This window comes from Stenotrophomonas sp. GW821-FHT09E08 (genome assembly GCF_059416125.1).
Map to the genome: position 1 here is coordinate 222,269 of NZ_JBWKOO010000005.1, position 25,545 is coordinate 247,813.

Here is a 25,545-nt window from a genome sequence, read left to right on the forward strand (position 1 = left end):
ACCACCTTCATCTCAACCCACACTCATCCGTGGATGGTCTAGACATGCGAGAAACTTCAGGGGGCGCGGTCTTCGCCCGGCACGCGCGCAGCGCGGCAATGCTGGCCGTGGCCATGGTGCTGGTGGCACCGGCGGCGATGGCTGCACGAGGCGACCGCGAAGCTGCCGCAGAGCCGGCCGCGCGCACTGCACCGGTGGTACGCAACACCGTTGACGAACTCAAGCAGCTGATGGATGCGCGCCAGCTGACCGAGCTGCGCACCACCTACAACGGCAACTATGGCGCCAGCCTGCTGTTCAACGCCAACACCCTGACCTACTACGTCGCCCTGTTCCAGGAAAAGAATTTCTGGCGGGTGATCAAGACCGACGCCGTCGACAACGCCGAGCGTGTTTACCGAACCTTCGCGCAGCAGTCCGAGCAGCTGGCACAGGTCTATATCGACACTACCCGCCTGGAAGCCGGCAAGCGCTATACCGAGCGCCTGGTGGCCTACAACGAGGAGCGCCTGCGCACCCTGCAGCAGGAAATGGAACAGCAGCAGGCACAGTCCGCCCAGGTCAGCGCTGCCCTGCAGCAGGCCCAGCAGCAGGCGGTCAGCCTGAGCAGCGACGTGCAGAGCACCAACAGCCAGCTGGATTCCCTGCAGCGCCGCATCCAGATCCTGCAGGCCGAACAGGGCAACCCGGAACTGAGCCTGCCCAAGCCGGACAGCGTGTCCTCGCCGGCACCGGCGGCCAGCGACGGACGCTGAGGTCAGACACCTGGCATTTGCTGACAACGGCGCCTTCGGGCGCCGTTGTCGTTTCTGGCACTCCTGGATTCAACGACACGCGTCATGCACCGCGTCATCCAGCTGCCGCCGCTGTACGAAGTCCAGGCGATCGGCCTTGGCCAGCGCCTTTCCGCGTTGTTGCCGCGCGCGCTCACAGGCTGTGGGATCGGTGCTGATGGGTATCAGCGCGGCGTGCGCCCGGCCCGACCGCACGCTGCGTGGTCGGGCCGGGACTGCACTGGCCGCCTTGGTTGCCTTCGGCAACGGACCACGCGACAGCGACGCCTCTGCCGGCACCTCCCATCGCCATTCCGCACGCCCCTGGCACGGCGTCTGCTGGTAGACCGGATGCGGTCCATCCACGCACTTGTAGACATTGGTCTGCGCATGCACCACTGCGGCCAACAGCAGGCACAACAGGGGGCTGCATCGCACTCTCGGCATCGCGGGCTCCTCGACCAGGCTGCGGCCATCGTCGACATGCCGACCACGTTGCGCCAGAGCGATATGCGTCAGAGCCGGGCAATCCAGCACAGCCGTGCAAGCCGCCCAGCGTGCGCTGCGCTGTTCTGCCGAAGGCACAGGCACAACTGCCGCTGCCTTCCCTCCCTTCCGCCAAGGAACCTGCAATGAGCAACTACGTCACCGTCGCCGATGGCACCCGTATCTTCTACAAGGACTGGGGCAGCGGCCAGCCGCTCGTGTTCGCCCACGGCTGGCCGCTAATGATGTCCCGCGGCGGCACCCCACGGCGCCGCCGCTCCTTCGGTAGTGCCGGCCGCTGGCCGGCAACCTCAACAGCAAATGCAAAAACGGGCTTTCCGTGAGATGGCGGGGCGGTGTCGGACTGCGGGGACGCCACAAGTACGTCCTTTCAGGCTTGGCAGCCGCATGCTCGTGTGCGCTGTCCTGCGCACTCGGCAAGACCGGGGTTGGGCGTCCTGCCCAACCCGCCCGAGGCATGCCTCGGGCCCATGCGGCTGACACCCCGCACTCCGACACCGCCCCACCTCTGACAGATTCCGGTGGCTGTTGGTAGGTGTCGACCTTGGTCGACACGGTAGATCCACGCCATGCATGGATGAAGCTCAATCGGATCGGAATCCAACATCGGGAAGTTCAACTGATGAACAGGCGTCCGCGCTTTCAGCTATAGAGCCTCGGCGAGGAACGCCAGCACTGCCGGTCCAACCTCACGGTCCGCACGGGCATGACCTACGGACGTGCCCCCCACTTCAATGAACGGGCCTACATCATGCCGATGGGTGGTCGGCTGCAGGAGCGCTGTGATCAGACGCCCTGCATCTGAGTAGTACAGGAACCGGTCGCGGTCACCACGCCCTGCCGCTGCAAGCCGACGCTGCGCAACGGCCAGCATCACGCCTGAGTCACCCAGCCGATCTCCACCACCTCCGATCCACAACGTGCGTGCGGCAATGTTCTCGATGGGCAGCATCGCGGCACGCAATGCCGGTTCCCAGTACGGTCCCGGCCTGCCCCAGTCAACCTCCTCGCGATACGGCAGCCACGGCAGGGGTTCGCCCTGCCAGCTCAACGGCGAGCGGTCCACCGCGCGGAAGTCGGCCGGGGCCACGTCACGGGCGATGCCACGAAACGGGGCTGGACTGCCTACCCAGGACACGGCGACGCGGAGCTCAGGCAGATGCACCGCCGTGGCCATGGTCACGATGCCACCCCAGGATCCCCCCATCAGCCCTACCCGCTGTGGATCCACCCGGGGATGGCGCTGCAGCCAGTGCACTGCGTCGCGCACGGTTTCCAACGGAACCTCGATCAGGTCCTTGGGCACGCCCGGCCCGCGATACCACGCCACCGACAACGCGATGTAGCCGTTGCTCGCCAGCCACGCGGCATAGAGGTCGCCACCATCGAACCCGCCTTCAGCTCCCCCCAGTGCTACCAACGCAGGTGCCATTGCGTCGCTTTTCAGATCCGCTGGCAAGTACAGGTGCGCTTCGCGTCCGTCGATCTCAACCCGCTGCACCTGTACCCCAGGCAGCATCAGATGGCGCTTCAAGGTCCGCCGTGCGACCACCGATCCTGCACGCTCCACCTCCAGTTCGAAGGCCTGTGACTGGAACCCCAAGCCGTCATCGGCGCGCTGCCACTGCACGGGAAGTGCGCTGGCTCTCCCCTCCTGTGGTTGCATCGACCAGATCAGACCACTGGCGTCGATTCCCCGATAGCTGCCCTGTTCCGAGCCGCTGCGTGCGGTGTCGACCGTTCCCTGAAGGTCCGCGCGCAGTGCAGCCTGTGACTGCCAGCGCTGGCCCCGGCCATCCTGCATCGACAACCTCAGCTGGACTACTTCGGCCGCCGCCAGTCCCTCGACCGTAATGGCTGGAACGCGATCAGCGCGCCCCAGATGGTCATCGACATTGACCCTCACACCCCGGCCAACGCAGGCAGCGCCAGCACGCCCAGCAACATCCCCAAGCCCCAACGCATCCGTATGCTCCGTCTCGATCTGGAAAGCGGTAGGGTGCATGGGTCGCTACGCGTGGATTGCGTGCTTGGGCGAAGATGGCACCACCCGTGCCGCTACTGGCACCAGCTGTGTGTCAGGTACGTGCAGCCAGCGCCGCCTCCAGCGCCGGCCTGTGGCTGCGGCTGACTGGCAGCTGCACGCTGTCGGCCAGTTCAAGCAGCGCATCGCCGTTGTGCCGCTCGATCAGTGATCGCACTCGCAGCGGGTTGACCAGCGCCGAGCGGTGCACGCGCAACAGTCCTCCATCTGCCAGCCGTTCGGCCAGAAGCCCCAGCGGCTCACGCAGCAGATGCAGCTGGCGTCCCACATGTATGCAGGCGTAGTGGCCCGCCATGTCGATGTAGTCGATCTCCGCCAGCGGTACATACTGGACACCACCGCTACCAGGCACTGCCAGTGTCTGCGCACGGTTCTCCGTACGCGGTGCCAGGCCTGCCAAGCGGCGCACGCGCTCGATCGCTTCCAGCAGGCGCGGCGCCGCCACTGGTTTGAGCAGATAGTCGGCCACGCCCAGCTCAAAGGCACGCAGAGCGTGCTGCGGCAGCGCGGTCATGAAGATGGTGTGCGCGGCCAGCGACGACTGCTTCTCGGGAAGCTCCCAACCGCGGCCGTCGGGCAGGACCAGATCCAGCAGCAACAGATCGAAACGGCGTCCTCGCATCAGATCGCGCGCCTGCGAGAGAGTGGCGGCTTCCGCGTCGACCCTGACCTGCGGAATGTCCGCCAGCAGATGGCGCAGGCGGGCACGTGCCAGTGCTACATCGTCCACCAGCAGCACGCTCAAAGGACGCGTCACGCGACCTCCGGCAGGATCAGCCGCGCACGATAGCCATCACCCTCGCTTCCGGCCTGCAACCTGCCGCCCTTCATCGCCAACCGCCGCTGAGTCGCAGCGTGGCCGGTGCCGAGGCCATCGCTCGTGCGTGGACGCAGGCAGGGGTTGAACAGCACGACGTCAAGCATGCCGTCTTCCACACCGGCGCGCAGTTCGATCCGCAATGGCCCATCATCCGGCTGCCAGCCACTGTGCAACACCGCGTTCTCGATCAACGGCTGCAGCAACAGGCCAGGGACCGTACAGGCCAATGCATCCGCGCTGGCCTGCAGATGCAGATGCACCTCCTGATCGTGCAGCAGCGACTGCAACGCGACATAGTCCTGTGCTGCGCCCAGTTCATCGGCAAAGCAGCGCTGCGATGGGCATTGCAGGGTATCGCGCAGCAGCGAGGACAGCTGCGCCAGTGCCGCGTCCGCTGCACGTGGACGTTGCAGCGCCAAGCCGCCGATGGCGTTGAGCGCATTGAACAGGAAGTGGTGCTGCAGATGCTGGCGCAGGGCTGTTTCACGAGCCTGCTGCAGCACCTCCGACTGCGCCCTCAACCGCTGCAGTCCGGCCAGGCCATGGCCCACGCCCGCCACCGCAATGAAGGTCGGCAACGCAAACAGCGCGGTGATACCAATCGCGCGCAGCACCTGCGGCAGTGCTGGCCAGGGTTGCCCCTGCCAGAGCTGCAGCAGCATAAGGCCCAGGGTCCATCCCAATGCCGTCAACAGCGGAGTCAGCAGCAGGCACAGCGCCAACCATCCGCCCAGATGCCGGCGTCCAGACAGTGGCCAGCGCCGGCACGCCGCCCACAACAATGGCGTCGCCAGCATCCAGGGCAGCTCGGCGCCAAGGATGAACAACGCTGCCGGCAGCAGACCACCCGGTTCTTGGCTCAGGTGCACGGCCGGCACAGCGGTGGCGATCAACAACCCCCACAGGGCCAGCATCACCCAGTGTGGGGGTGGCAGCGGAAGCGGCGCCTCATGGGCTGGCAGCAGCAAGGCAGGCGAAACAAGCATGCACGGATTCGAACGGGAAACGGACACCATACTAGGTCCCCGCACCGAATCATTCCCGTGCCGGAAGCAAGGGGCTGTCCGCCGCCATGGATCCGCGTCGTGCCTGGATTCCGTTCGACGCTGGGGTCAGAGCCCTTCCCGGTCGGAAGGGTTCTGACCCCGCCGATCATTGCGCCTTTGCGGCCTCGGCATTCCACGCTGCGACCTTGGCCTTGGTATCGGCCAGCATCCTGTCCAGCGCTGCACGGTCATACACGGTGCCACGCAGGATCACGCTGTCGATTTTCTCGGTCGCCGCAATGTCCTGCAGCGGATTGGCGGTCAGCAGCACCAGATCGGCAGCCTTGCCCTGCGCAACACCACCGTAGCGGTCCATCTGGCCGAACCAGGCCGGGCCGGAACGGGTCGCGGCAGACAGCGCCTGCGGAGCACTCAGGCCTTCCTTCACGAACAGCTGCAGCTCCTGGTGCAGGGCGATGCCCGGGAAGTTGAACGAATTGAGGAAGCCTGCGTCCGTGCCGGCGATGATCGTCACGCCGGCCTCCTGCAGCATCGGCAGCACTGCGGCCACCTGGTGGTACTGCGCGTGGCGCGCTTCGATCTGCGCCGGCGTGGCCTTCGCCGCGCGGTCCACGCGCCACTGGTAGGTCGCACGCAGGCCCGGGCCGATGTAGGCCAGGTACGGATCGTTGGCGTGGTCATCCTGGTCAAGGAAATCGAGGATGCGGCCACCGTTGAGGGTCGGGGTCACGAACACGCCACGCCTGGCGAAATCGCGGTAGGCGTGCATCGCGGTATCACGGTCGAAGCTCGCATCGAGGCGACGGTTGGCTTCGGCACGGTCGATGCGGCCGGCACCGAAGTCGGCGGCAATCTGCGCCTCGTCCTTGCTGCCGGCCTTGAATGCATAGTCCAGATGCTCGATCGAGGCGAGGCCGGCATCGACCGCCTGTTCCACGGTCAGCGCCATCGGAATGTGACCCGATGCCTTGAAGCCGGCCTTGCGCGCAGCATTGGCCGAGTACAGGAACAGTTCCGGCTTCAGCGTGCTGTCGGTGATCTTCACGAAATCAACCTTGTCATGCTGCAGACGGCTGATCGCCTTGTCGGCGTCGGCCTCGCTGCCCACTTCGATCGTGCCCTTCCAGACCGGCTTGATGCCTTCAATCTTCGCGCCCGAACTGAGCAGACGCGGACCGAACAGCGTGCCCTTGGCGATCTCGCCGCGCCACTGCAGCACCTGCTCGGGCAGATCGCCGGAACAGTCGCGCACGGTGGTGATGCCGTGCGCGATATACAGCGGCAGCAGCGCCTTGTTCTCTTCGATCAGCGCCGGGCCACCACCGAAATGCACATGCATGTCCCACAGGCCCGGGATAAGGTACTTGCCCTTGGCATCGATCTGGCGGGCCGCGCTCCACTGGCTGCGCATCGTGGCGTCCGGGCCGACTGCGACGATGTCATCGCCACGGATCACTACGCTCTGCCCGGCCAGGGTGCTGGCGTTCTCGACATCGACCACGGTGGCATTGCGGATCAGCAGGTCGGCGCGCTCGGCAGCAGACGCCGACAGAGGTGCTACCGCAAGGAGGATGGCAAGCGATAACGGACGGGAACGGAACATGGACAGCATCCTGGTGGGCACGCGCAGCGTGCGGAGTGGAAGGGAACGGTCTTCAGCGTGCCGCGCCATGCTGGCGCAGCAGGGTCTCGATTTCGGTGTAGCCGCGCTTGCGCGCGTGCGCCAGCGGCGTCACACCGTCGCCGTCGGCCAGATCGGGGTCGGCACCGGCATCAAGCAGCAGCTGCACGATCTGCACGTGGCGCGCGCCGCCGTCGCCTAGCAGGATCGCTTCCAGCAGCGCGGTCCAGTGCAGGCGGTTGACATGGTCCACCGCAACACCAGCACGCAGCAGCGTGCGCACCGTTGCCACGTGGCCGCGCTCGGCGGCAGGAATCAGTGCGGTGCCGCCATAGCGGTTGGTGCTGCGCAGATCGGCGCCATGCGCCAGGGTCATCGCCAGGATCTCATCCAGTCCACGCGCGCCGGCGTACAGGTAGGCGCTGTCCTGCATGGCGTCCTTGGCATTGACGTCGGCGCCGGCCTCGATCAGTTCACGCGCGGCGTCTACATTGTTGCCATGCGTGGCAATCAGAAGCGGCGTACGGCCCTGGTCATCACGCGCCTCCAGATCGGCGCCGTCTTCCAGCGCCCCACGCACTGCCTCGGCATCACCGCGGGCGGCGGCATCGCGCAGGCGGGCATCGGCCGAGCCCACGGCGGCAGAACAGGCTGGAATGACCATCGCCAGCAGGCACAGCAGCAACAGGCGACCCACCGGAGCAGGCCAGCGATGGCAACGATGGATTCGCATCTTCGGTTCTCCTGTGCGGCGAGCCCAGCGGGCGATGCCGGTACAACCGGGGCGCGGTGCTTGCTGCCCCCTCCCCTGCATGGTAGAAGTCGCCACGTGCATCCAGAAGTGAAATGTTCAAATGCAAGACAGTGCCAAATCGAATAGAACGCTGTTCGAACTGGACCTGCTGCGGGCGCTGGTGATGGTGGCCGACTGCGGCAGCTTTACCACGGCGGCCACACGCCTGCATTCGACGCAGTCCACGGTCAGTCAGAAGGTGCGCAGGCTGGAGGAACTGGCCGGGCATCGCCTGCTCGAACGTGGCCACCGCGACGTGCACCCCACCGACGCCGGTCACACCCTGCTTGGCTACGCGCGGCGCATGCTCGACCTGAACGAAGAAATGGCACAGGCGCTTGCCGGCGCTACCGTGGAAACCGCGGTGCGCATCGGTGTCCCCGAGGACTTCGTCAACGCACAGACCACGCGCATGCTGGCCGCCTTCAGCCGCCGCCACCCACAGGTGAAACTGGAGATCAGCAGCGGCCTCAGCCGAGACCTGGCCCACGGCTTCGACCACGGCGAGCTGGACCTGGTGCTGGTCAAGCAACGCCGCAACACCCGCCAGGCAGTGCACTGCCGACGCGAGCCGATGCACTGGATCGACAGCCTGCGCAGCAGCTGCCTGCTGCAGGACCCACTGCCCCTGGTGACCTTTCCGCCACGCGGGCTGTACCGCGACGAGATGATCCACGCCGTGGAGGCGCTGGGCCTGCGCTGGCGCATCGCGTTCACCAGTTCCTCGCTCAGCGGCATCCAGGGTGCGGTGGCCGACGGCATCGGCATCAGCCTGCTGCCACGCCGCGCGGTCACCCGCGATCACCGCATCATCGATGGCGAACGCGAGCTGCCGGTAATCGACAATTACGAGATCGGCCTGCTGCATCGTGCCGACGCAGATGATGTCGTGCGCGCGCTGGCCAGCGAACTGTGGCGGCAGGTGCAACGCGAACCGGATTGATCACCGCACCTGAGGTAGTGCCGGCCGCTGGCCGGCAACCTCGACAGCCACATTGTCCGGCGTGGATCTCGCGCATTGATCATCGAAATCTGATCAATTCCAGCGCTCAAAGGCAATTGGCCTCCCGTTACAGTACCGCTGTTTCCGTGCCCCACGGCGCTCTGCCATGTCCGACGAAATCCCCACCCGCTTCGATCCCCTGCCCGCTGCACTGCAGACGCATCTGCAGCACCAGCGCTCGCTGATCGCCGCGCGCGTGGCCGCCGGCTTTCCCACCCTGCCGGTGCAATGGCCGCTGCCGGCCGCCACGCTGCAGCGCGTGGTCGATGCCGAGCTGATCGACCGTGATGACTGCGATGGCTGGGAAGCGCTGGGCGTGGCGTTCGGTGACACCCTGGCACAGCGCGTGCCGGGCCTGGGCTGGATGCAGGTCACCGATGCGTGGGGCATCGACGCGGTGCTGCGCTATGCCGACAGCAGCCTGCAGATCGGCGCCAGTACGCTGCTGCTCAAGCGCGTCGAGCAGGGCGAGATCATCGACATCGCCCATCTGCTGGCGTGGCTTGAGGAATTCGTCGCCACCCGCGCCGACGATTACGTCTGAAAAGCTGCCGAGCATGGCTCGGCGCTACAAGGGTTGGCGCGGCGTAGATCTACAGCCAGCGGCCGTCGACCACCACGCGGCGCTCCACCGGCACCCCGGCCACGGCGGCCGGGCCGTGGTCGGCACGCACCGCCACGAAAGTGGCCGGATGCCCTTCCGCAAGACCGTACTGCGGCAGCCCGATCACCTGCGCGGCCTGGCTGGTGACCATGTCCAGCGCCAGCATCAGGTCGGCATCGGTATGGAAGCCGGAGCGATAGCCCAGCAGCATCGCGCGTTGCAGCAGGTCGCCATTGCCATACGGCCACCAGCAGTCACGAATGTTGTCGTTGCCGGCGAACACGCGCACGCCGGCGTCATGCAACGCGCGCAGCGGCGGGAACGGATGATCACCCGGCGCGTTGCTCATGATCGCTACGCCGGCCGTGGCCAATGCTTCGCCCACCTGCAGCGCGCGCGCCAGCGGCACTTCACCCAGCGAATAGGCATGGCTGACCGCAACACGCCCCTGCAGGCCGGCGGCCCGGGTCCGCGCAGCGATGCGCAGCAGCTGAGCCAGGCCGGTTTCGCCGGGCTCATGCAGATGGATGTCCAGTTGCACGCCATAGCGCTCGGCCAGGCCGAACAGCAGCGCCAGCTGGCCTTCGGCATCGCCATCGAGCGTGGCGGGGTCGATGCCGCCGAGCACCTCCACGCCAGTGGCAAGCGCCTGCTCCAGTACGGCGGCGGTACCCGGGCAGGACATCACCCCGGCCTGCGGGAACGCCACCAGCTGGATACGCATGATGTCGGCACAGCGCAATGCGGCCTCGCGCACCGCTTCGAGATGGCCGAGCCCGGTGCTGGCGTCGATATCGACATGACAGCGCATCGCCACTGTGCCGAAGCCGCTGCACTGGCGGATCAGCGCCTCCGCGCGATCGACCATCGGCGCCGCACCTGCCACTGCCGCCTTTTCCACCGCCAGCCGCTCACGCAGGCTGTTCACCGGCTGATGCGGGTGCCAACGGTCGCCGACGAAGCTTTTGTCCAGGTGGATGTGGCCGTCGACCAGCCCCGGCAGCACCGCGAAGCCCTTCAGATCGACGCATTCCGCCCCATCGTCGGGCCTGGCATCGCCATTGAGCCCGCTGATACGGCCATCACGGATATGGAAGTGCAGCGATGCACCGTTGCGGTCGACGCCGCCGTGGATGAACTGCAGGGTCATCGGGAACTCCCGGAAAGGCAAAACTGGCGCCATCGTGCGCCTCGACACAGCCATCGGCCAACGAAATATCTGGATGGCACGCATTCACCAGAACGATGATTCCCCCTGCGACAACCGGTCGCAGCCACGCCGTGCACACCCCTGAACGGGTAACATGGGCGCCTGTTTCCGCTGTGATGCCGCATGGGCCCGTCCGACCGCCACGATCGTCTCCGCCGCTGGCAGGCCGCGTCCCTGCTTGCCGCCGCCCCGATCGCCAGCCTGTCCGCCACCGATGCTGCGGCCGCCGCGCCGTTGCATTCGCCGCCGGGCCAGCAGCGGATCGCCCCGGCTGCACTGGTCGAGCGCCTGCACCAGCGCGTGCTGTCCGGGCAGAGCGCCACCGCCACGCTGGAACACTGGTGCGCCGAACATGGGCTGGCCGAACAAGCCCGGGTCCGCGCGGTGCGCGTGCGCGGCCAGGACAAGCCTGCCCCCGCAGACGTGCTGCAGGCGCTGGGCGTGAAGCCGGGTACCGACCTGCGCTATCGCCGCGTGCAGCTGGTCTGCGGCAGCCGCGTGCTGTCCGAGGCCGACAACTGGTATCTACCGGAGCATCTCAGCCCGGCCATGAACCAGGTGCTGGACAGCACCGACGAACCGTTCGGTCGCGTGGTCGGCCCGCTCGGCTTCCAGCGCCAGACCCTGGCTGACCAGACTTTCTGGCCGCCGCGGGGCGAAGGCGATCACGGCGTGATCCTGGAAGTGCGTGCCCTGCTGCGCGACCGCCAGCAGCAGCCTTTCAGCTACGTCATCGAGTCGTACCTGCAGCAGGCACTTCCGTAACGCGCCGTGGCGCCGGGCATCCGCCGGCGCTACGGGCCCGTGATGCCGTTGGCGGCCGGATCCACCGAGAACACGAAGCGCCCACCACGCTGCTCCCTGCCCCGTGTCATCGGCGCGGTGGTCAGACTGTAGACCGGGGCCGCCTTGTCCATGCCGATCGCCTCGGACCAGGCACTGAAATCCTCATCGGTACGGCTTCGGATCTCGCCGACACACAGGCTGTAGCCACAGGCGAACGACACCAGCGAGCCGTCGCTGCCGATGAGCCGGGTCGCGGCCGTCCTGTACAGCCGGGTCAGGTCCTGCACTTCCGGGTGGCCGGCGGCATCCCGCTCGAACTGGCTGATCGCCTGCGCGAAAGCCTTGTCGGAACCCAGCAGCGCCTCGCTCTTCTGCACGGACACGGCCCCCTCGCTCAGCAGCATGCGCTCGCCCTCGAGGAAGTGCCCCTCCGGTTGCGCGAGCCCAGGGGCAGCCGTCGTGGCACTCGATGCCGTTGCCGCGCGCGATGGCCCAGCATGCTCCGCTGGTTGCGCGTGAGACTGCGCAGGCGCGGCATTGGCCACGTCCGCGGCTTCCTCCACGCTGGACGCCTGCCTGCCACTGCAACCCGCAATAGCCACCACTGCAATCACGCTCCACACCCTGACATCCATGCGCATCGCCCTCCATGTAGCGCCACAGCATGCCACGCGCGCAGCGGCAACACGGGTGCACTGCACAAAGAAAAGCCCGGCAGTGCCGGGCCTTTCGTTCATCCGCCGGATCAGCGGAACCGGTAGTCCAGCTGCACCCAGTACTGGCGGCCGTACGGGTCGTAGTTGCCGACCGGGTAGAACGGCCAGCCGCCTCCGTTCTTGTCCGCCGGCGGGCGGCTGTCACGCAGGTTGTTGACGATCACGCCCACCGACAGGTTCTCGCCGAACTGGCGGAACACGCTGGCGTTGTAGGTCATGTACGGCGCGATGCGGCCACTGCCATCGGTCTTCGGCAGCGAACCGAAGCGGTTGCCATACAGCGTGGTGGTCCAGTCACCCTGGTTCCAGGTGATGCTGCCGTTGGCCTTGCTGCGCCACTGGTAGTCATCCAGCGAATTGCGGATGTCACGCTCCGGATCGTCGGAGAACTGCTGGTACGTGTGCTCCAGCACCACGGTGTAGGCCAGGCGCGTGGTGAAGCGGCCGTAGCGGCCGGCATCGAAGCGCCAGTTGCCTTTCAGGTCCAGGCCACGCACCGATTCAGAGGCCGCGTTGATCGGATTGATCAGCACACGTGTCACCTGGTCCGGTTGCACGGTGGCGTTGGACGGGTTGCGGATCACGCGCGACAGCGCGTCCTGGCACAGCGGTGAACCGATATCACGCGCCTCGCCGCCCAGCGTCTTTCCCAGCCGGCAATCGGCCTCATCACGCAGGATGCGGCTGGTATCGAGGCTGGTCACTTCGTTGTCGATGCGGATGTCGTAGTAGTCCGCGCTGAAATCCAGCCCGGCCAGCGGCGACCAGACCACGCCGAAGCCATACGACTTCGCAGACTCCGGCTGCAGCTGCGCGTTGGCACGGTTGCTGTAGTCGATCGACAGGCCGTTGTAGTCGCAGTTGTCGTACGACTGGCCCGCCGTGCGGCAGCGCCAGTAGTCGGTCATGCCCGGATTGTAGCCGCGGGTCTCGGTGGCGAACACGTAGTTCATGTCCGGCGCACGGAAGCTGGTCGCCGCCGTACCACGGATCAGCAGGCTCTCGATCGGCCGGAACTCGACGCCGAAACTCCAGGTGGCCTTGCCGATGTGCTCGCCACCGGCACGGTACTGGTCATAGCGACCGGCCAGGGTGGTGGTCAGCGACTGCAGCAACGGCAGCTGCAGTTCCACGCCGGCCGCATAGCGGTCACGCTCTCCACCGGCACCGATGCCGGCGCTGGTGTTCCAGAATTCACCAGTGCCCAGCCGCGGGTCCGGGCGATTGCGGTAGCCCTGGCTGCCGGCTTCAACCACCGCCGCCAATGCAGCGTCGCCACCGGGCAGCGCGAACAGGCGCCCGTTGACACTGGCACTGAAGGTCTGCAGCCACGCCGCATTGCGGCTTTCCTGGTAGCCCGACAGGCCCTCGTATTCGTTCGGGGTCAACGGCTGGAACAGGCGCGCCGGGTCGGGCGCATAGACTTCCACGCCATTGCGCACGCCCAGCTTCGGGCCGAGCAGGTACTCGTTGATGCCAGCCAGCAGTACCGGGCGGCGGGTGCGGTTCTCGTAACGCGAGCGGCTGTAGACCGCCTCATAGTCCCAGCCACTGTCGCCGATCTGGCCACGCGCGCCGACGTTGAACGACCATGAGTTTTCCAGGAAGCGGTTCGCGTTGCGCGGCAGGCCACCGATTTCTTCCGGCGCGAACCGGCGGTACCAGCTCTCCAGGTTGCCGGTGGACTGGTTGTAGAAGTAATTACGCGCCGAGGTCCAGGTGGGCGCGCGGGTGTTGTTGTAGATCCGTGCACTGCCTACGGCCAGATCGGCAAACAGATCGGTAGTCTCGTTGACGTGGAAGGTCAGCAGGCCATAACCGTTGAGGTTGCGCTTCTGGGTCTGCACGGTCCAGTAGCTGGCGGCGGCCTCGTTGCTGCCGCAGTACCAACCCTGCCTCGGGTTGTTGGCACGGAACACGCTGCCACCGTAGATCTCCGACGCCCCATCGCAGCCATTGACGCCGGGGTCGATGTTGCGGCCGGTGGCGGCATTGCGGCGATAGGCGATCGCGGTCGCCTGCGGTGCCTTGCCAGCCGGATCATCGTCCAGCGAATCCATGAAGTCGCGCTGGCGCGCGTGGATCGCCTTGCGCACATCGAACTCGAAGCCGAACAGCGCATCCCAACGCTCGCCGGAACTGCCGCCGACCACCTGCGCACGCTGGTTGTCGCCACCGCCCTGCTCGGTGCCACCGGCGCGCACGTTCACGTCCACGCCCTGGAAGCGGTCCTTGAGGATGATGTTGACCACGCCGGCGATGGCGTCGGAGCCGTATACCGCCGATGCGCCAGCGGCCAGCACCTCGATACGCTCGATCAGCGCGCTGGGAATGTTGGCCAGGTTGACCACGTTCACCGACCCTTCGTAGGCCAGCGGGTAGTCGGCCTGGCGGCGGCCGTTGACCAGCACCAGCGTGCGGTTCGGACCCAGCCCGCGCAGGTTGATGGTGTTGGCGGCCGGCGTGAACGTATTGCCGAAGTCCTCGCCCTGCACGTTACCGGTGTTTTCGGTCAGCGCGCTCAACGCATCGAAGGCATTGCGGTAGCCCTGCGCATCGATCTGCTCGCGGCTGATCACCGTCACCGGCGACGGGCCCTCGACGCTGGCGCGCGGAATGCGCGAGCCGGTGACCTTCACTTCCTGCAGTGTGGTGGGTGCGCTTTCCTGCGCGAAGGCCGGCAGCGAGACCAGCATCAGGGACGACAGTGCGAGCACCAGCGGACGCGGGCGCAGCGCCTTGTGGGAGGCGGACATGGGCTTCCTGGGGAGTTGGGCGGGTGGTGGTACGGGGGCAGCGGCCTGTACGACGCATAACGATCCCGTAACGAAAGTATCCTGAATGGGCGGTTTCAACGGAAATGACCAGGCCTGATGGCCTTATGCCTGAACCGAATCAGACCCGCAGTGCCATCCACCACACTTTTGCAATGTTTTGAATGGTGCAGGGCTGCAGGCACGGCCATCGTTGCTGGGATGATGACCCCGTACCCGACCTTCCCCCTTCCCCCGCTGCGCCCGGTGCTGCGCCGCCATCTGCTGCAACTGCAGGTGGCCCCGGTCACCCTGCGCCCGTTCCAACGCACCGATCTGCCGCGCTGGCGCCTGTTCGATGACCGCCGCCGGCGCGGCCGCCGCGATCCGTCCGTCATCGATGAGGAAGCGCGCTTCCTCGCCCACATGCATCGCTCACGCCTGGAACAGGACAACGACCAGCTGCTGCTGGGGGTGTTCGATGACGACCACGGCAACGTGCTGGACCAGCTGCACGTCCGCCTGCAATCACTACACGCGCGCAGCGCCGAGCTGCTGTCGCTGCAGCATTGGCACCCGCATGCCGACGCGGCACTGCAGGCGCTGTGTCCTTTCCTGTTCGAGGACGTCGGCCTGCATCGCCTGTTCGTGATGCTGCCACCGGACTGCAGTGATCCGTTCGCCACCGCGCTGCGGGCCTTCGGCTTCGAGCAGGAAGGCCTGCTGCGCGACCATCATCTGGATATGGAAGGCTGGCAGGACCGTCAGCTGCTGGCACTGACTGCGCCAATGTGGCGGAGCCAGCACAGGGTGCTGGACTAGCGCACCCGCTCCAGCGCGTTGCCGGCACCGGTCAGCACCGAGCAGGCATGGTCCTGCAACTCTTCGCCGCTGGCCTCGTTGCCGGTGCCGGCGTCCACGCGGGTGGCCAGCAGGATGAAGCCCGGGCCGCCCTGCACTGCGTCCCGGCCCACCACGACCAGGCTCCACTGGCCCACGTCGTCCACGCCTGCGAGGTCGTAGGCCAGCAGATTAAGCGGATTGGCGGTCAATTCCGCACCCGGCAGCAGGCGTGCCTGGTATTGATGGCCACGCAGCGGCACCGGCAGCGGTGCCCACCGGCTGCCCATCGCGCCGGCGTGGGCATCCAGTGCCTGCAGTACATCGGCACGCAGGCAGTCCACATGGATATGCAGCTGATGCTGCGAGCGGCCATGCGGTGAATTCAACGCCAGGCTGGCAACGTTGCGTGGCAGCGGTTGGCCCAGCGCCCGTTCGGTGTGGGTGCGGGCCAGCCAGGCCGCGCCGAAGTAGTTGGGTGCGCCGCGCTGGTACAGGCTGCGGCTTTCGATACCGCTGACCTTGTCCAGCGGCATCAGCAGGAACTGATAGTCGCCGTGCGCGTCCTTGACCAGCACATCGCGGCGGTCCGCCGCCGTTTCCACCCGCAGGCAGTCGCCACGCGGCCCTTCGGTGCCACGACAGTCACGCTCGATCAACCGCCACAGCGCATCGGAGTGGGCCGGTGGCGGCGGAGGCGCACTGGCACAGGCGGACAACAGCAGCAGGGACGGCAGCAGCAAGGGACGCAGGGACACGGCAACGGCTCACAAAACAGGCGCGGCAGATGGCGCCGCGCTGCATTCTAGCCAGTGCAGTGCTGCAATCAGTAGGTGCCGAACGGCACTTCAACCACGAACGGGGCCGCGCCCTCGCCCGCCTGCAGGGTATAGCGGTCCAGCGCGCCATCGTCATCGGCGTGCGGCTGGCGCTGGAACTGCAGCGGGTAGCGGCTGTCACCCAGGCGCACGGCGCTGCCATCGGCTTCCAGCGCGGCGCCTTCGGGGGTCAACAATCCGCCCAGGTCGCTGTAGGCACCGGGCACATCGGCAAAGCTGTAGTCGACCAGTTCGTCCACCCGCTGCATTGCATAGACGTGCGGCACATAGGGCCGTGCAGGGCTGCGACCATTGCTCAGGTCGGTCACCCAGGCCTGCGGCAGGTGGTACTGCTCACGCAGCGCGGCCACGCCCAGCGACGGACTGGCCACCTGCAGGCAGCACACTGTGCGCCTGCCTTCGCGGTCCAGGATGGCGAAACGGTCGCCGCGGGTCGCGGCCTGCGGCAGCATGGCGAAGGCCAGGTTGCGCTGGGCCGGCGCGTAGCCGGATTCGGTCTGCAGATTGCGCCAGGCACCAAACATCGGTGCTTCGGCCGCCGCCTCTGGCACCGGTTCGGCGGCGGAGGCGGCAAACGCTGCGCCCAGCACGGACAGCGCCAGTGCCGTCATCGTTCTGCCCTTGTCGCGGAAACTGCCTGCCGTCATACCGTGTCCAGCACCTGCACCGGAACGGCCCGGCCTGCCCGCCGGCGTTCTGCCAGCCATTTCTCTCACTATGCAATGGCCGCGCTGTGCCGGCAATGACCGGGACGCTGACGTCTTTCGCACGCCGGGTGCTATCGTTCCCGCCATCATCCCCTGCGCAGGAGCGCTCGCATGTCTGCATCCCGTCTGTCCCTGTTGCTGCCGGCCTCCGCCCTGCTGCTGTCGGCCTGTGTCAGCACGCCTGGCCCGGAAGTCAAGGGCAGCGGCCGCTGCGACGCCAGCCAGCTCGGCTGGGCGATCGGCCAACCGGCCAATGAGCCCAACATCCGCCGCCTGTCCAGCGAGAGCGGTGCCGGTCTGGTCAACCCGATCGGACCCAGCACCATCACCACCAAGGACATCCGTCCGGACCGACTGCGCGTGTTCGTGGACAAGGACAACATCATCACGTCCACGCGCTGCGAGTAAGCGCCGCGGCAGGTTTTTGTAGAGCCGAGCCCACGCTCGGCTGCTCTCCGGTCAGGCCGCACGGAAAGCCAGCCGAGCGTAGGCTCGGTTCTACAGGGTCCAGGGTTCAGGGTTCAGGGTTCGGTATAGCCGGCACAGTCCGGCAGCGCCTGGTCAGGATGGAACATCCCCTCCGCGAAGCGGAACAGCCGCGTGTAGCTGCACGCCGGATCCTGCTCGGTGCGCAGATCCTTCTTCTTCAGCGGCCCCTTCGCCAGCGAATCCTCGAAGCGTGAGACACCGGCAGGAAACCGTGTCGCCACCGTCTGGTAGCGCAGCACCGGCATGCCCTCGGCAGCCGTGTCCAGCGCCAGCTTCGCCGAGAAGCCGTATTCGTCGTGGCAGGCACCTGCGCGCTGCTTGATGTCCTGCTCGCTGAAACAGGCGCGGATCATCGCGTTGCCCAGCCATGGCACGGTCAGCACGTCGTCGTCCACCTGGATGTCGTCCTGCAGGTGGCGCACGCGTGCCAACTGCAACGTGGAGGCATCGGCACCGCCGCCGGAATACATGCTGCTGAACGAGACGATGCCGCCCACCAGCACGTTCTGGCGGTCGCGCTGCTGCGGATCGGTCACCGACGCGTCGCTGCCAACACCCGGAGCCAGTCGCACGATCCACGGCCACAGCTTCAGATCACTTTCCTGCGGCACGTCGATGCTGACGTGGTAGGTGTGCGGCGTGCCCTGGCCCAGCACCTTCTCAAGCACTTCCAGCGCAGCCGGCCGATCACCATCCTCGGCAACCGGCTGCACACGCACGCACCAGCTGCCGTCCCGCGTGCAGTCATAGAGCCCCGCCGGTCCCTTCTCATGGGCGATCAGCACCTGCCCCAATGGCTCCATCACATTGCCGGCGGCATCGCGCTGCTGCGGCAGGATCGAGCCCTGCGCCAACGCCAGCGCGGGAGTAGCCAGCAGTGTGGCGCACAGGGTCGCGCGGGCAACGATGGTGGGCATGGAGGATATTCCTGCTCGTGGAATCCAGATGGTAACCGCTGCTCCGGTAGAGTCGAGCTTGCTCGACTGCTGTCTGTCGGGAAGAGCAGCCGAGCATAGGCTCGGCTCTACAGTAAAGCCACGTTGTATCCGTCAATGCCCACTACAGTCGCAGCCACCCCAGCCCTTCGCTTTCGAGGTCTGTCCGATGCCGGGATTGAAGGTGTTGCTCGGGTCCAGCTGCTTGTAGAACCCCGCCAGCGCCGGCTTGGCCGGGTACAGGTGGCCGACGTTGTGCTCGGCCGGATACTCGGCACCGCGCTGGTCCAGCAGTGCCCACATCGCATGCTCGATCGCCATCGGGTCTTCGCCCTTGCGCGCGATGTAGTCCTGGTGGAACACGTGGCACAGGAAGTGCCCGTAATACAGCTTGTGCAGCAGGCGGCCGTCTATATCGGCCGGCAACTGCTCGAACCAGTCGGCATCATCCCGGCGCAGGGCAATATCCAGCGCCACGATGTCCTGCACCTGATCGCGATGCACTTCGCGGTAGCGCACCGCAGCACCGGCCACGGCGAAGCGATGCAGGAACGCCTTGCGTCCCTCTTCGGCCGTGCAGTGGAAGTAACCGCCCTCATGGTCGGCGAAGAAGCCGCGCAGCCAGGCCTCGGTTTCCGCTGCGTCCTGCGCGGAAACCTTCAGCAACAGATGATGCTCGTAACGCTGGCGGAACTCGCCCATGCGCTTGGGCAGGTGCGAGGGCAACAGACCGGTCAGCAATTGCATCATGCGGTCGGTGATACCGCGCAGGCCCAGCCGTTCGAACCAGCCATCAACCCGGCTCTTCAGTGCGAATGCGGCCGGAACGCGCGCGGTACCGAGCTTGTCGATCAGCAGGAAACTGTCCTTGCCGTAGCGCTCGCCGATGTCATAGGCATCGCGGTGGATGTACTCGCCGGCAATCGGCAGGCGCTCGAACCCGGTCAGCAGCTGGCGTCGGATCGCGGTGAGGCTATCGGTGCGGTTACTTCCGATATAGAAGACCTCGGCGGACTCCTTCTCGAAGGTATCCAGGCGCACCGCGAACACCGCAAGCTTGCCGGCCGAACCGGCAGCTTCGAAGTGGCGGCTGGGATCGGCGTTGAAGCGCGCCGGGGTATCGGCATCGACCCGCCGCACTTCGTCGGCGTAGCGTGGATCGGAGGCGGCGCGGCCGTCGCCGTCACCCACGTCGGCAGCAGCATAGTCGCCGGCCTGCAGGCGCTGCAGGATCTGCTCGGGTGTATCACCCAGCGCGATACCCAGATGATTGACCAGCTGCAACTGGCCCTGCGCATCGACCTGCGCATACAGCGCCAGCTCGGTGTAGGCCGGGCCACGGCGCACCAGCGCGCCACCGGAGTTGTTGCAGATGCCGCCCAGCACCGAGGCGCCGATGCAGGACGAACCGATCACCGAATGCGGTTCGCGGCCCAGTGGCGCCAGCGTCTGCTCCAGCCGGTCCAGCGTGGCGCCGGGCAGGCACAGCACCTGCCGGCCTTCGTTCAACAGCTGGATGCCGGTCAGGCGCAGCGTGCTGACCAGCACGATCGGCCGCCCGTAGTCGTTGCCATCCGGGGTTGAGCCACCCGTCAGGCCGGTGTTGGCTGCCTGCAGGATGATCGCCGCTCCGCCCTGCACCGCCGCCTGCAGCACACGCCACAGTTCCAGCAGCGTGCCCGGGCGCACCACCGCCAGCACCGGGCCATCACCGAAACGATAGCCACGGCGGAAACGGCGCGTGGCCTTGTCGCCGGTCAGTACGTGACCGCTGCCGACTGCCTCGCGCAACTGCGCCAGCATGGCATCGTGACCACTCATGGCAGGCTGACCAGCGAATCGCGGCCGATATCGGCGATGCGGCGCGCGCCCGTCAGGGTCATCGCCACGCGCATTTCCTTGGCGATCAGGTCCAGCAGGTTGGCCACGCCGGCCTCGCCCTGCGCGGCAAGAGCGTAGACGAAGGCACGGCCCAGCAGCACGGTGTCGGCACCGAGCGCCAGCATGCGCACCACGTCCAAGCCGGTACGGATGCCGGAATCGGCGAGGATCTTCAGGTCGCCCTGCACCGCATCGGCGATGGCCGGCAGTGCGCGTGCGGTGGACAGCACGCCATCGAGCTGGCGGCCACCGTGGTTGGAGACCACGATGCCATCGGCGCCGAACTTGACCGCATCACGCGCGTCATCCGGGTCAAGGATGCCCTTGATCACCATCGGGCCCTTCCAGAACTCGCGGATCCACTCCAGGTCCTTCCACGAAATCGAGGGATCGAAGTTGCTGCCCAGCCAGCCGATATAGTCCTCCAGTCCGGTCGGGTTGCCACGGTAGGTGGAGATGTTTCCCAGGTCGTGCGGGCGGCCGAACAGGCCCACGTCCCACGCCCAGTGCGGGTGGGTGATGGCCTGGCCGATACGGCGCAGCGAGGCGTTCGGGCCGCTCATGCCCGAGTGCGCGTCACGATAGCGCGCGCCCGGCACCGGCATGTCCACAGTGAACACCAGGGTAGTCACGCCGGCGGCCTGCGCGCGCTCCAGCGCGTTACGCATGAAGCCACGGTCGCGCAGCACATACAGCTGGAACCACATCGGTCGCTGGATCGCCGGTGCCACTTCCTCGATCGGGCACACCGACACGGTGGACAGGGTGAACGGGATGCCGCGGCTGTCGGCCGCGCGCGCCGCCTGTACTTCACCGCGTCGGGCATACATGCCGGTCAGGCCGACAGGCGCCAGCGCCACCGGCATCGCCAGCTTTTCGCCGAACAACTCGGTTTCCAGGCTCAGGTCGGACATGTTGCGCAGGATGCGCTGGCGCAGCGCGATGTCGGACAGGTCGGAAACATTGCGCTTCAGCGTGTGCTCGGCATACGCGCCGCCATCGATGTAGTGGAACAGGAACGGCGGCAGCCGGCGTTGCGCTGCGGCGCGGTAATCGGTGGAGGCGGAGATGATCATGGGGTCAACCGTGTGGGGAAGGTAGACGCGAGGCCCGCGCACGCCGGGCTTCGTTGTCATCGAGGGTGCGCAGCGTGGTGTGCACGAACTCGAGGTGGGCATGCGCGGCGGCGCGCGCGCGTTCGGGATCGCCTGCCAGCACCGCATCCATCATCTCGCGGTGCTGGTCGGACAGCGGCGAGAAGGTCCTCGCCGAGGTGTAGAGCTTTTCGCGGCTCTGCGAGATGTTGGTCTGCAGCAGTTCGAACAGGCCGCGCATCACCTGCAGCAGCACCAGATTGTGCGAGGCCTCAGCGATGGACAGGTGGAAGGCCGCGTCAGCCTCCGCTTCACCGGTGGGGTCGTCCTTGCCGTGCGCGTCCATCATCGTCTGGAAGGCCTGCGCGATACGCGTGCGGTCCTCGTCGGTGGCACGCAGCGCTGCATGCCAGGCGGTGGCACCTTCCAGCGCGTGGCGGATCTCCAGCACGTCGAAACGGTATTCCGGGTCGCCCTGGAACAGCGGCAGATAGGGCGCCAGCGGTTCATCCAGCGCCTGCCGTGCGCGTGCCGCGGGTTCGGCCACGTAGGTGCCGCCACCAACCCGTGCGGTCAGCAGGCCCTGGCTGGCCAGCTGCGCGATGGCCTCGCGCAACGCCGTGCGCGAGACCCCCAGCTGCACCGCCAGGGTACGCTCGGCCGGAAGCCGGTCACCCGGTTGCAGCCGTTGTTCCTGCACCAGGCCGCGCAGCTGCGCGGCCACCTTGTCCGAAATACGTTGCGTGCTCATGGCGCCATTGTGGCCCGAAGCGCGTAACAGAGGGTCAGACCACGCGGCATGGCTCAGGGAATCATCCAGGTCAGCCAGTAGGCCTGGGCCAGGGTGATCAGGCCGACCATCGTAGTGAAGATCAGGCTGTGCTTGACCGTGAAACGGAACAGGTCCGATTCCTTGCCGGCCAGGCCGACCGCCGCGCAGGCAATGGCGATCGACTGCGGCGAGATCATCTTGCCGGTGACACCGCCGGTGGTATTGGCGGCCACCAGCAGCACGTCGGATACGCCGATCTGCTGCGCGGTGGTGGCCTGCAGTGCAGAGAACAACGCATTGGACGAGGTATCCGAACCGGTCAGGAGCACGCCCAGCCAACCCAGGAACGGCGAGAAGAACGGGAATGCGTCGCCGGTGTGCGCCAATGCCAGCGCCAGCGTTGCCGACAGGCCCGAATAGTTGGCGATGAAGGCAAAGGCCAGCACCATGCCGATCGAGTAGATCGGCATGCGCAGCTCACGCACGGTTTCGCCGAAGGTCTGCAGCGCCGAACGGGCTGGCATGCGCAGCGCGATGATCGCGATCACCGCGGCCAGGATGATCGAGGTACCGGTGGCCGAGAACCAATCAAACTTGTAGATCGCCTCGTAGCTGAGCGGTGCATCCACGATCGGCGGCATCTTCTGCACCATCTGGTCCAGGCCCGGCACCGGGATCTTCAGTACCCAGCTTTCCAGCGGGCCGCCCGCCGCGAACAGCGACTTGAACGGTTTGATGCTCCACAGCGTGACCATCGCGGTGAGGATCAGGAACGGCGACCACGCCTTGGCGATCTGGCCGACGCTGTAGCGTGGTGCCTCCAGCGCCTGTGCGGCCGCCTCGGCGCTGGTTTCGGTATCGAAGCGGAAGATCCGTACCGGCTTCCAGCGGCGCAGGAACAGGGTCAGGCAGACCAGCGACGCCAGCGAGGCGGTGATGTCCGGCAGCTCCGGGCCGATGAAGTTGGAGGTCAGGTACTGGGCGATGGCGAACGAACCGCCGGCCACCAGCACCGCCGGCCAGGTTTCCTTGATGCCGCGCCAGCCGTCCATGATCGCCATGATCCAGAACAGCACGATGACAGTCAGGAACGGCAGCTGGCGGCCGGCCATCTGGCCGATCTCGAATGCATCCAGGCCGGTGACCTGCCCGGCCACGATGATCGGGATGCCCATTGCACCGAACGCCACCGGCGCGGTGTTGACGATCAGGCAAAGGCCGGCGGCATACAGTGGCTTGAAGCCCAGCCCGACCAGCAGCGCGGCGGTGATTGCCACCGGCGCACCAAACCCGGCTGCACCTTCCAGGAAGGCGCCGAAGGCAAAGCCGACCATCAGCATCTGCAATCGCTGGTCCTCGGTGACCGACAGGATCGAGGCACGGATGATGTCGAACTGGCCGGTCTTGACCGAAACCTTGTACAGGAACACCGCGCCGATGATGATCCAGGCGATCGGCCACAGGCCGTAGACGAAGCCGAAACCGGCCGCGCCCAGCGCCTGGCTCAGCGGCATGCGGTAGAACAGCAGGGCTACGCCGAGCGCAATGGCCACGGTGATCGTGCCGGCGAGCCAGCCCTTCATCCGCAGCAGCGCCAGAGCGATGAAGAAGAACGCGATCGGCAGCAGCGCGATCAGGCTGGACAACCACAGGTTGCCGGCGGGGTCGTACAGGTGTTGCCAGGGCTGCATGAAGGCTCTCGACTGGGGCGGGATGTGCTCCACCGCAGGCGGTGGGTCGCCGTGGCCGATACTTATTGGTCGTACCAATAATTCATATCAGCGAACCACGTGGAGCGGATTTAACCGCCACTCCGGCGAAGTGCCTATTAGACCATAGGGCTAGATGCCATATTGGTCTTACCATTCGCACAACATCAGGGTCAGAGCCCCTTCGGGGATCCGACCCTGCCAGGCACCCGGGATCGGATCCCCGAAGGGGCTCTGGTCCATCCCCAGACCACCTCGCCAGTCAGATCTTCTTCTCCAGCCGCCGCATCACCGCCAGCACCAGCACGCACAGCACGCTCACTCCGATGGCAATCACATACTTGCCGATACCCACCGCAATCCCGATGGCCGCGGCCATGATCAGCGAGCTGGCAGTGGTCAGGCCGCTGACCTGGTCCTCGCGTGAGCCGCGCAGGATGGTGCCGGCGGCGACGAAGCCCACACAGGCAACCACTGCTTCAATCAGGCGCACCGGGTCGACCTGCAGCAGGTCACGGTAGCGCTCCTGCTGGAAGTGCTCGGCCACCGAATCACCGAGGCCGACGATCAGTGCGGCCGCACCGGCAATCAGCATGTGGGTGCGCAGGCCCGCAGCGTGCTTGCCCATTTCGCGCTCGACGCCGAGTACCCCGCCGAACAGCATCGCTGCGGCCACGCGCAGCAGGATCGAGACATCCTGGGTGAGTTCCATGGGCAAGCTCCGGGAGTTTTCCGGAGCGTTGCGCAGCAGCCGTGGCTCAACGGTGAAGGCCACACCACAGCCCGTTCACCCGGTAGCGCCGAGGCATGCCCGGCGTCACCGTCGCCTGCGATCACCGCATCATTGCGCCAGATAACCACCATCGATGGCGTAGTACGCGCCGGTCGCGAACGAGGCATCGTCGCTGGCCAGCCAGGCAACCAGCGCCGCCACTTCCTCGGCCGTGCCCAGCCGTTTCAACGCATGGCGCCCTTCCAGCGTCGCGCGCACCTTGGCATCCATCTTGTCCAGCAGCGGCGTGCTGATGAAACCCGGGCCGACCGCGTTGACACGGATGCCGTCGGCGGCATGTTCCCAGGCAGCGGTCTGGGTCAGCCCCACCACGCCGTGCTTGGCCGCCACATACGCGGTGGAACCGGCATACCCCACCTGGCCCAGGATCGACGCCATGTTGATGATGCTGCCACCGGAACCTGCCGCACGCATGGCCTGGATCTGCGCACGCTGGCACAGGAATACGCTGGTCAGGTTGACGTCGATCACGCGCTGCCATCCCTCCACCGGATAGTCACCACTGCTGGCAGCCGGCCCACTGATGCCCGCATTGTTGACCGAGATATGCACACCGCCCAGTTCCTTCACCGTGCGCTGCACCGCCGCTTCGACGGCCGCATCATCGGTTACGTCCAGCGCGATACCGATCGCCTGCACGCCGCTGCCCTGCAATTGCGCCACCGTGGCATCAACTGCCTCCTGCTTCAGGTCCCATACCGAAATACGCGCACCGGATGCGGCAAGGGTCTGCGCGACCGCCAGACCGATGCCGGATACACCGCCGGTCACGATCGCAGTCTTGCCGGTGAGCTGGTAATCAATCATCTGTGCTCTCCATCTGTGGGGGATCAGTGCGGCCTGTCGCCG

Annotated in this window: 24 protein-coding genes and 1 pseudogene; 7 read left to right on the forward strand and 18 right to left on the reverse strand. The window is 66.5% G+C overall.

Annotated elements, in window-relative coordinates; genetic code table 11:
* Positions 1–44 precede the first annotated feature (44 nt).
* Complete coding sequence (locus AC07M7_RS09430; RefSeq protein ID WP_495207241.1) at positions 45–755, forward strand: DUF2968 domain-containing protein; 711 nt, start codon at positions 45–47, stop codon at positions 753–755.
* A 69-nt stretch (positions 756–824) separates the two neighbouring features.
* Here AC07M7_RS09430 and AC07M7_RS09435 read toward each other — a convergent pair whose 3' ends face one another.
* Positions 825–1,220, reverse strand: coding sequence for a hypothetical protein (locus tag AC07M7_RS09435; protein ID WP_495207242.1), 396 nt, complete (start codon positions 1,218–1,220; stop codon positions 825–827).
* Between the two features lie 185 nt (positions 1,221–1,405).
* Here AC07M7_RS09435 and AC07M7_RS09440 point away from each other — a divergent pair.
* A pseudogene (locus tag AC07M7_RS09440) lies at positions 1,406–1,501 on the forward strand (alpha/beta fold hydrolase); the annotation flags it as partial.
* A gap of 425 nt (positions 1,502–1,926) precedes the next feature.
* Here AC07M7_RS09440 and AC07M7_RS09445 read toward each other — a convergent pair.
* The 5 genes from AC07M7_RS09445 to AC07M7_RS09465 all read right to left on the reverse strand — a co-directional run bounded on the left by AC07M7_RS09445 (position 1,927) and on the right by AC07M7_RS09465 (position 7,505).
* Positions 1,927–3,186, reverse strand: coding sequence for an acyl-CoA thioesterase/bile acid-CoA:amino acid N-acyltransferase family protein (locus AC07M7_RS09445; RefSeq protein ID WP_495207243.1), 1,260 nt, complete (start codon positions 3,184–3,186; stop codon positions 1,927–1,929).
* 172 nt (positions 3,187–3,358) lie between these two features.
* Complete coding sequence (locus AC07M7_RS09450) at positions 3,359–4,081, reverse strand: LytR/AlgR family response regulator transcription factor (RefSeq protein WP_495207244.1); 723 nt, start codon at positions 4,079–4,081, stop codon at positions 3,359–3,361.
* A complete protein-coding gene (locus AC07M7_RS09455) occupies positions 4,078–5,130 on the reverse strand; it encodes a sensor histidine kinase (protein ID WP_495207245.1) in 1,053 nt (350 codons plus the stop codon). Before AC07M7_RS09455 ends, AC07M7_RS09450 begins: the two co-directional genes overlap by 4 nt.
* A gap of 166 nt (positions 5,131–5,296) precedes the next feature.
* Positions 5,297–6,754, reverse strand: a complete 1,458-nt coding sequence (locus AC07M7_RS09460) for an amidohydrolase family protein (protein WP_495207246.1) — start codon at positions 6,752–6,754, stop codon at positions 5,297–5,299.
* 52 nt (positions 6,755–6,806) lie between these two features.
* The gene (locus AC07M7_RS09465) at positions 6,807–7,505 is read right to left on the reverse strand and encodes an ankyrin repeat domain-containing protein (protein ID WP_495207247.1); all 699 of its coding nucleotides are present in this window, start codon (positions 7,503–7,505) and stop codon (positions 6,807–6,809) included.
* A 121-nt stretch (positions 7,506–7,626) separates the two neighbouring features.
* On the opposite strand from AC07M7_RS09465, the gene AC07M7_RS09470 reads away from it, so the two are divergent.
* Both AC07M7_RS09470 and AC07M7_RS09475 read left to right on the forward strand, forming a co-directional pair.
* On the forward strand, positions 7,627–8,508 hold the full coding sequence (locus AC07M7_RS09470; protein ID WP_253079057.1) for a LysR substrate-binding domain-containing protein: 882 nt from the start codon (positions 7,627–7,629) through the stop codon (positions 8,506–8,508).
* Between the two features lie 166 nt (positions 8,509–8,674).
* Complete coding sequence (locus tag AC07M7_RS09475) at positions 8,675–9,112, forward strand: DUF3806 domain-containing protein (RefSeq protein ID WP_495207248.1); 438 nt, start codon at positions 8,675–8,677, stop codon at positions 9,110–9,112.
* Between the two features lie 49 nt (positions 9,113–9,161).
* On the opposite strand, the gene AC07M7_RS09480 is transcribed toward AC07M7_RS09475, so the two are convergent.
* Entirely contained in the window at positions 9,162–10,322 is a 1,161-nt protein-coding gene (locus tag AC07M7_RS09480) for an amidohydrolase family protein (RefSeq protein ID WP_495207249.1), read from the reverse strand.
* 183 nt (positions 10,323–10,505) lie between these two features.
* Between AC07M7_RS09480 and AC07M7_RS09485 the strand changes: the two genes are divergently transcribed.
* Complete coding sequence (locus tag AC07M7_RS09485; RefSeq protein ID WP_495207250.1) at positions 10,506–11,147, forward strand: hypothetical protein; 642 nt, start codon at positions 10,506–10,508, stop codon at positions 11,145–11,147.
* Positions 11,148–11,176: 29 nt separating this feature from the next.
* Here AC07M7_RS09485 and AC07M7_RS09490 read toward each other — a convergent pair whose 3' ends face one another.
* Both AC07M7_RS09490 and AC07M7_RS09495 read right to left on the reverse strand, forming a co-directional pair.
* Positions 11,177–11,809, reverse strand: coding sequence for a hypothetical protein (locus AC07M7_RS09490; RefSeq protein WP_495207251.1), 633 nt, complete (start codon positions 11,807–11,809; stop codon positions 11,177–11,179).
* Positions 11,810–11,913: 104 nt separating this feature from the next.
* Positions 11,914–14,640: a TonB-dependent receptor plug domain-containing protein gene (locus AC07M7_RS09495; protein WP_495207252.1), complete on the reverse strand. Its 2,727-nt coding sequence runs from the start codon at positions 14,638–14,640 to the stop codon at positions 11,914–11,916.
* Between the two features lie 219 nt (positions 14,641–14,859).
* Between AC07M7_RS09495 and AC07M7_RS09500 the strand changes: the two genes are divergently transcribed.
* The gene (locus tag AC07M7_RS09500) at positions 14,860–15,459 is read left to right on the forward strand and encodes a GNAT family N-acetyltransferase (RefSeq protein WP_253079063.1); all 600 of its coding nucleotides are present in this window, start codon (positions 14,860–14,862) and stop codon (positions 15,457–15,459) included.
* On the opposite strand, the gene AC07M7_RS09505 is transcribed toward AC07M7_RS09500, so the two are convergent.
* Together AC07M7_RS09505 and AC07M7_RS09510 are read right to left on the reverse strand one after the other, a co-directional pair.
* Positions 15,456–16,235: a CDP-diacylglycerol diphosphatase gene (locus AC07M7_RS09505; RefSeq protein WP_253079064.1), complete on the reverse strand. Its 780-nt coding sequence runs from the start codon at positions 16,233–16,235 to the stop codon at positions 15,456–15,458. The genes AC07M7_RS09500 and AC07M7_RS09505 overlap by 4 nt on opposite strands.
* 68 nt (positions 16,236–16,303) lie before the next feature.
* Positions 16,304–16,963, reverse strand: a complete 660-nt coding sequence (locus AC07M7_RS09510; RefSeq protein ID WP_253079065.1) for a decarboxylase — start codon at positions 16,961–16,963, stop codon at positions 16,304–16,306.
* Between the two features lie 171 nt (positions 16,964–17,134).
* On the opposite strand from AC07M7_RS09510, the gene AC07M7_RS09515 reads away from it, so the two are divergent.
* A complete protein-coding gene (locus tag AC07M7_RS09515; RefSeq protein ID WP_495207253.1) occupies positions 17,135–17,431 on the forward strand; it encodes a hypothetical protein in 297 nt (98 codons plus the stop codon).
* 113 nt (positions 17,432–17,544) lie between these two features.
* Here AC07M7_RS09515 and AC07M7_RS09520 read toward each other — a convergent pair whose 3' ends face one another.
* The 7 genes from AC07M7_RS09520 to AC07M7_RS09550 all read right to left on the reverse strand — a co-directional run bounded on the left by AC07M7_RS09520 (position 17,545) and on the right by AC07M7_RS09550 (position 25,503).
* A complete protein-coding gene (locus AC07M7_RS09520) occupies positions 17,545–18,429 on the reverse strand; it encodes a hypothetical protein (RefSeq protein ID WP_495207254.1) in 885 nt (294 codons plus the stop codon).
* A 132-nt stretch (positions 18,430–18,561) separates the two neighbouring features.
* Positions 18,562–20,268 carry a D-lactate dehydrogenase gene (gene dld / locus AC07M7_RS09525; RefSeq protein WP_495207255.1) on the reverse strand — a complete coding sequence of 569 codons (1,707 nt, stop codon included), beginning with the start codon at positions 20,266–20,268 and terminating at the stop codon, positions 18,562–18,564.
* A complete protein-coding gene (lldD, locus tag AC07M7_RS09530) occupies positions 20,265–21,404 on the reverse strand; it encodes an FMN-dependent L-lactate dehydrogenase LldD (RefSeq protein ID WP_010485059.1) in 1,140 nt (379 codons plus the stop codon). The genes dld and lldD overlap by 4 nt, the downstream gene beginning before the upstream one ends.
* 4 nt (positions 21,405–21,408) lie before the next feature.
* Positions 21,409–22,173: a transcriptional regulator LldR gene (lldR, locus tag AC07M7_RS09535; protein ID WP_012480578.1), complete on the reverse strand. Its 765-nt coding sequence runs from the start codon at positions 22,171–22,173 to the stop codon at positions 21,409–21,411.
* Positions 22,174–22,226: 53 nt separating this feature from the next.
* Positions 22,227–23,885 (reverse strand): L-lactate permease, encoded by a 1,659-nt coding sequence (gene lldP / locus AC07M7_RS09540; protein WP_495207256.1) that lies wholly within the window; start codon positions 23,883–23,885, stop codon positions 22,227–22,229.
* Between the two features lie 280 nt (positions 23,886–24,165).
* Positions 24,166–24,615, reverse strand: a complete 450-nt coding sequence (locus AC07M7_RS09545) for an MgtC/SapB family protein (RefSeq protein ID WP_032129616.1) — start codon at positions 24,613–24,615, stop codon at positions 24,166–24,168.
* Positions 24,616–24,744: 129 nt separating this feature from the next.
* Positions 24,745–25,503 carry an SDR family NAD(P)-dependent oxidoreductase gene (locus AC07M7_RS09550; RefSeq protein ID WP_495207257.1) on the reverse strand — a complete coding sequence of 253 codons (759 nt, stop codon included), beginning with the start codon at positions 25,501–25,503 and terminating at the stop codon, positions 24,745–24,747.
* Positions 25,504–25,545: the final 42 nt, after the last annotated feature.

What these genes read in the sequence shown, in the direction of transcription:
- AC07M7_RS09520 (WP_495207254.1), bottom strand. Translation starts at nt 18,429, where the DNA reads ATGCCCACCATCGTTGCCCGCGCGACCCTGTGCGCCACACTGCTGGCT.
- AC07M7_RS09460 (WP_495207246.1), bottom strand. Translation starts at nt 6,754, where the DNA reads ATGTTCCGTTCCCGTCCGTTATCGCTTGCCATCCTCCTTGCGGTAGCA.
- AC07M7_RS09510 (WP_253079065.1), bottom strand. Translation starts at nt 16,963, where the DNA reads ATGACGGCAGGCAGTTTCCGCGACAAGGGCAGAACGATGACGGCACTG.
- AC07M7_RS09430 (WP_495207241.1), top strand. Translation starts at nt 45, where the DNA reads ATGCGAGAAACTTCAGGGGGCGCGGTCTTCGCCCGGCACGCGCGCAGC.
- AC07M7_RS09455 (WP_495207245.1), bottom strand. Translation starts at nt 5,130, where the DNA reads ATGCTTGTTTCGCCTGCCTTGCTGCTGCCAGCCCATGAGGCGCCGCTT.
- AC07M7_RS09545 (WP_032129616.1), bottom strand. Translation starts at nt 24,615, where the DNA reads ATGGAACTCACCCAGGATGTCTCGATCCTGCTGCGCGTGGCCGCAGCG.
- AC07M7_RS09495 (WP_495207252.1), bottom strand. Translation starts at nt 14,640, where the DNA reads ATGTCCGCCTCCCACAAGGCGCTGCGCCCGCGTCCGCTGGTGCTCGCA.
- dld (WP_495207255.1), bottom strand. Translation starts at nt 20,268, where the DNA reads ATGAGTGGTCACGATGCCATGCTGGCGCAGTTGCGCGAGGCAGTCGGC.
- lldR (WP_012480578.1), bottom strand. Translation starts at nt 22,173, where the DNA reads ATGAGCACGCAACGTATTTCGGACAAGGTGGCCGCGCAGCTGCGCGGC.
- lldD (WP_010485059.1), bottom strand. Translation starts at nt 21,404, where the DNA reads ATGATCATCTCCGCCTCCACCGATTACCGCGCCGCAGCGCAACGCCGG.
- AC07M7_RS09435 (WP_495207242.1), bottom strand. Translation starts at nt 1,220, where the DNA reads ATGCCGAGAGTGCGATGCAGCCCCCTGTTGTGCCTGCTGTTGGCCGCA.
- AC07M7_RS09490 (WP_495207251.1), bottom strand. Translation starts at nt 11,809, where the DNA reads ATGCGCATGGATGTCAGGGTGTGGAGCGTGATTGCAGTGGTGGCTATT.
- AC07M7_RS09475 (WP_495207248.1), top strand. Translation starts at nt 8,675, where the DNA reads ATGTCCGACGAAATCCCCACCCGCTTCGATCCCCTGCCCGCTGCACTG.
- AC07M7_RS09470 (WP_253079057.1), top strand. Translation starts at nt 7,627, where the DNA reads ATGCAAGACAGTGCCAAATCGAATAGAACGCTGTTCGAACTGGACCTG.
- lldP (WP_495207256.1), bottom strand. Translation starts at nt 23,885, where the DNA reads ATGCAGCCCTGGCAACACCTGTACGACCCCGCCGGCAACCTGTGGTTG.
- AC07M7_RS09550 (WP_495207257.1), bottom strand. Translation starts at nt 25,503, where the DNA reads ATGATTGATTACCAGCTCACCGGCAAGACTGCGATCGTGACCGGCGGT.
- AC07M7_RS09485 (WP_495207250.1), top strand. Translation starts at nt 10,506, where the DNA reads ATGGGCCCGTCCGACCGCCACGATCGTCTCCGCCGCTGGCAGGCCGCG.
- AC07M7_RS09480 (WP_495207249.1), bottom strand. Translation starts at nt 10,322, where the DNA reads ATGACCCTGCAGTTCATCCACGGCGGCGTCGACCGCAACGGTGCATCG.
- AC07M7_RS09515 (WP_495207253.1), top strand. Translation starts at nt 17,135, where the DNA reads ATGTCTGCATCCCGTCTGTCCCTGTTGCTGCCGGCCTCCGCCCTGCTG.
- AC07M7_RS09500 (WP_253079063.1), top strand. Translation starts at nt 14,860, where the DNA reads ATGATGACCCCGTACCCGACCTTCCCCCTTCCCCCGCTGCGCCCGGTG.
- AC07M7_RS09465 (WP_495207247.1), bottom strand. Translation starts at nt 7,505, where the DNA reads ATGCGAATCCATCGTTGCCATCGCTGGCCTGCTCCGGTGGGTCGCCTG.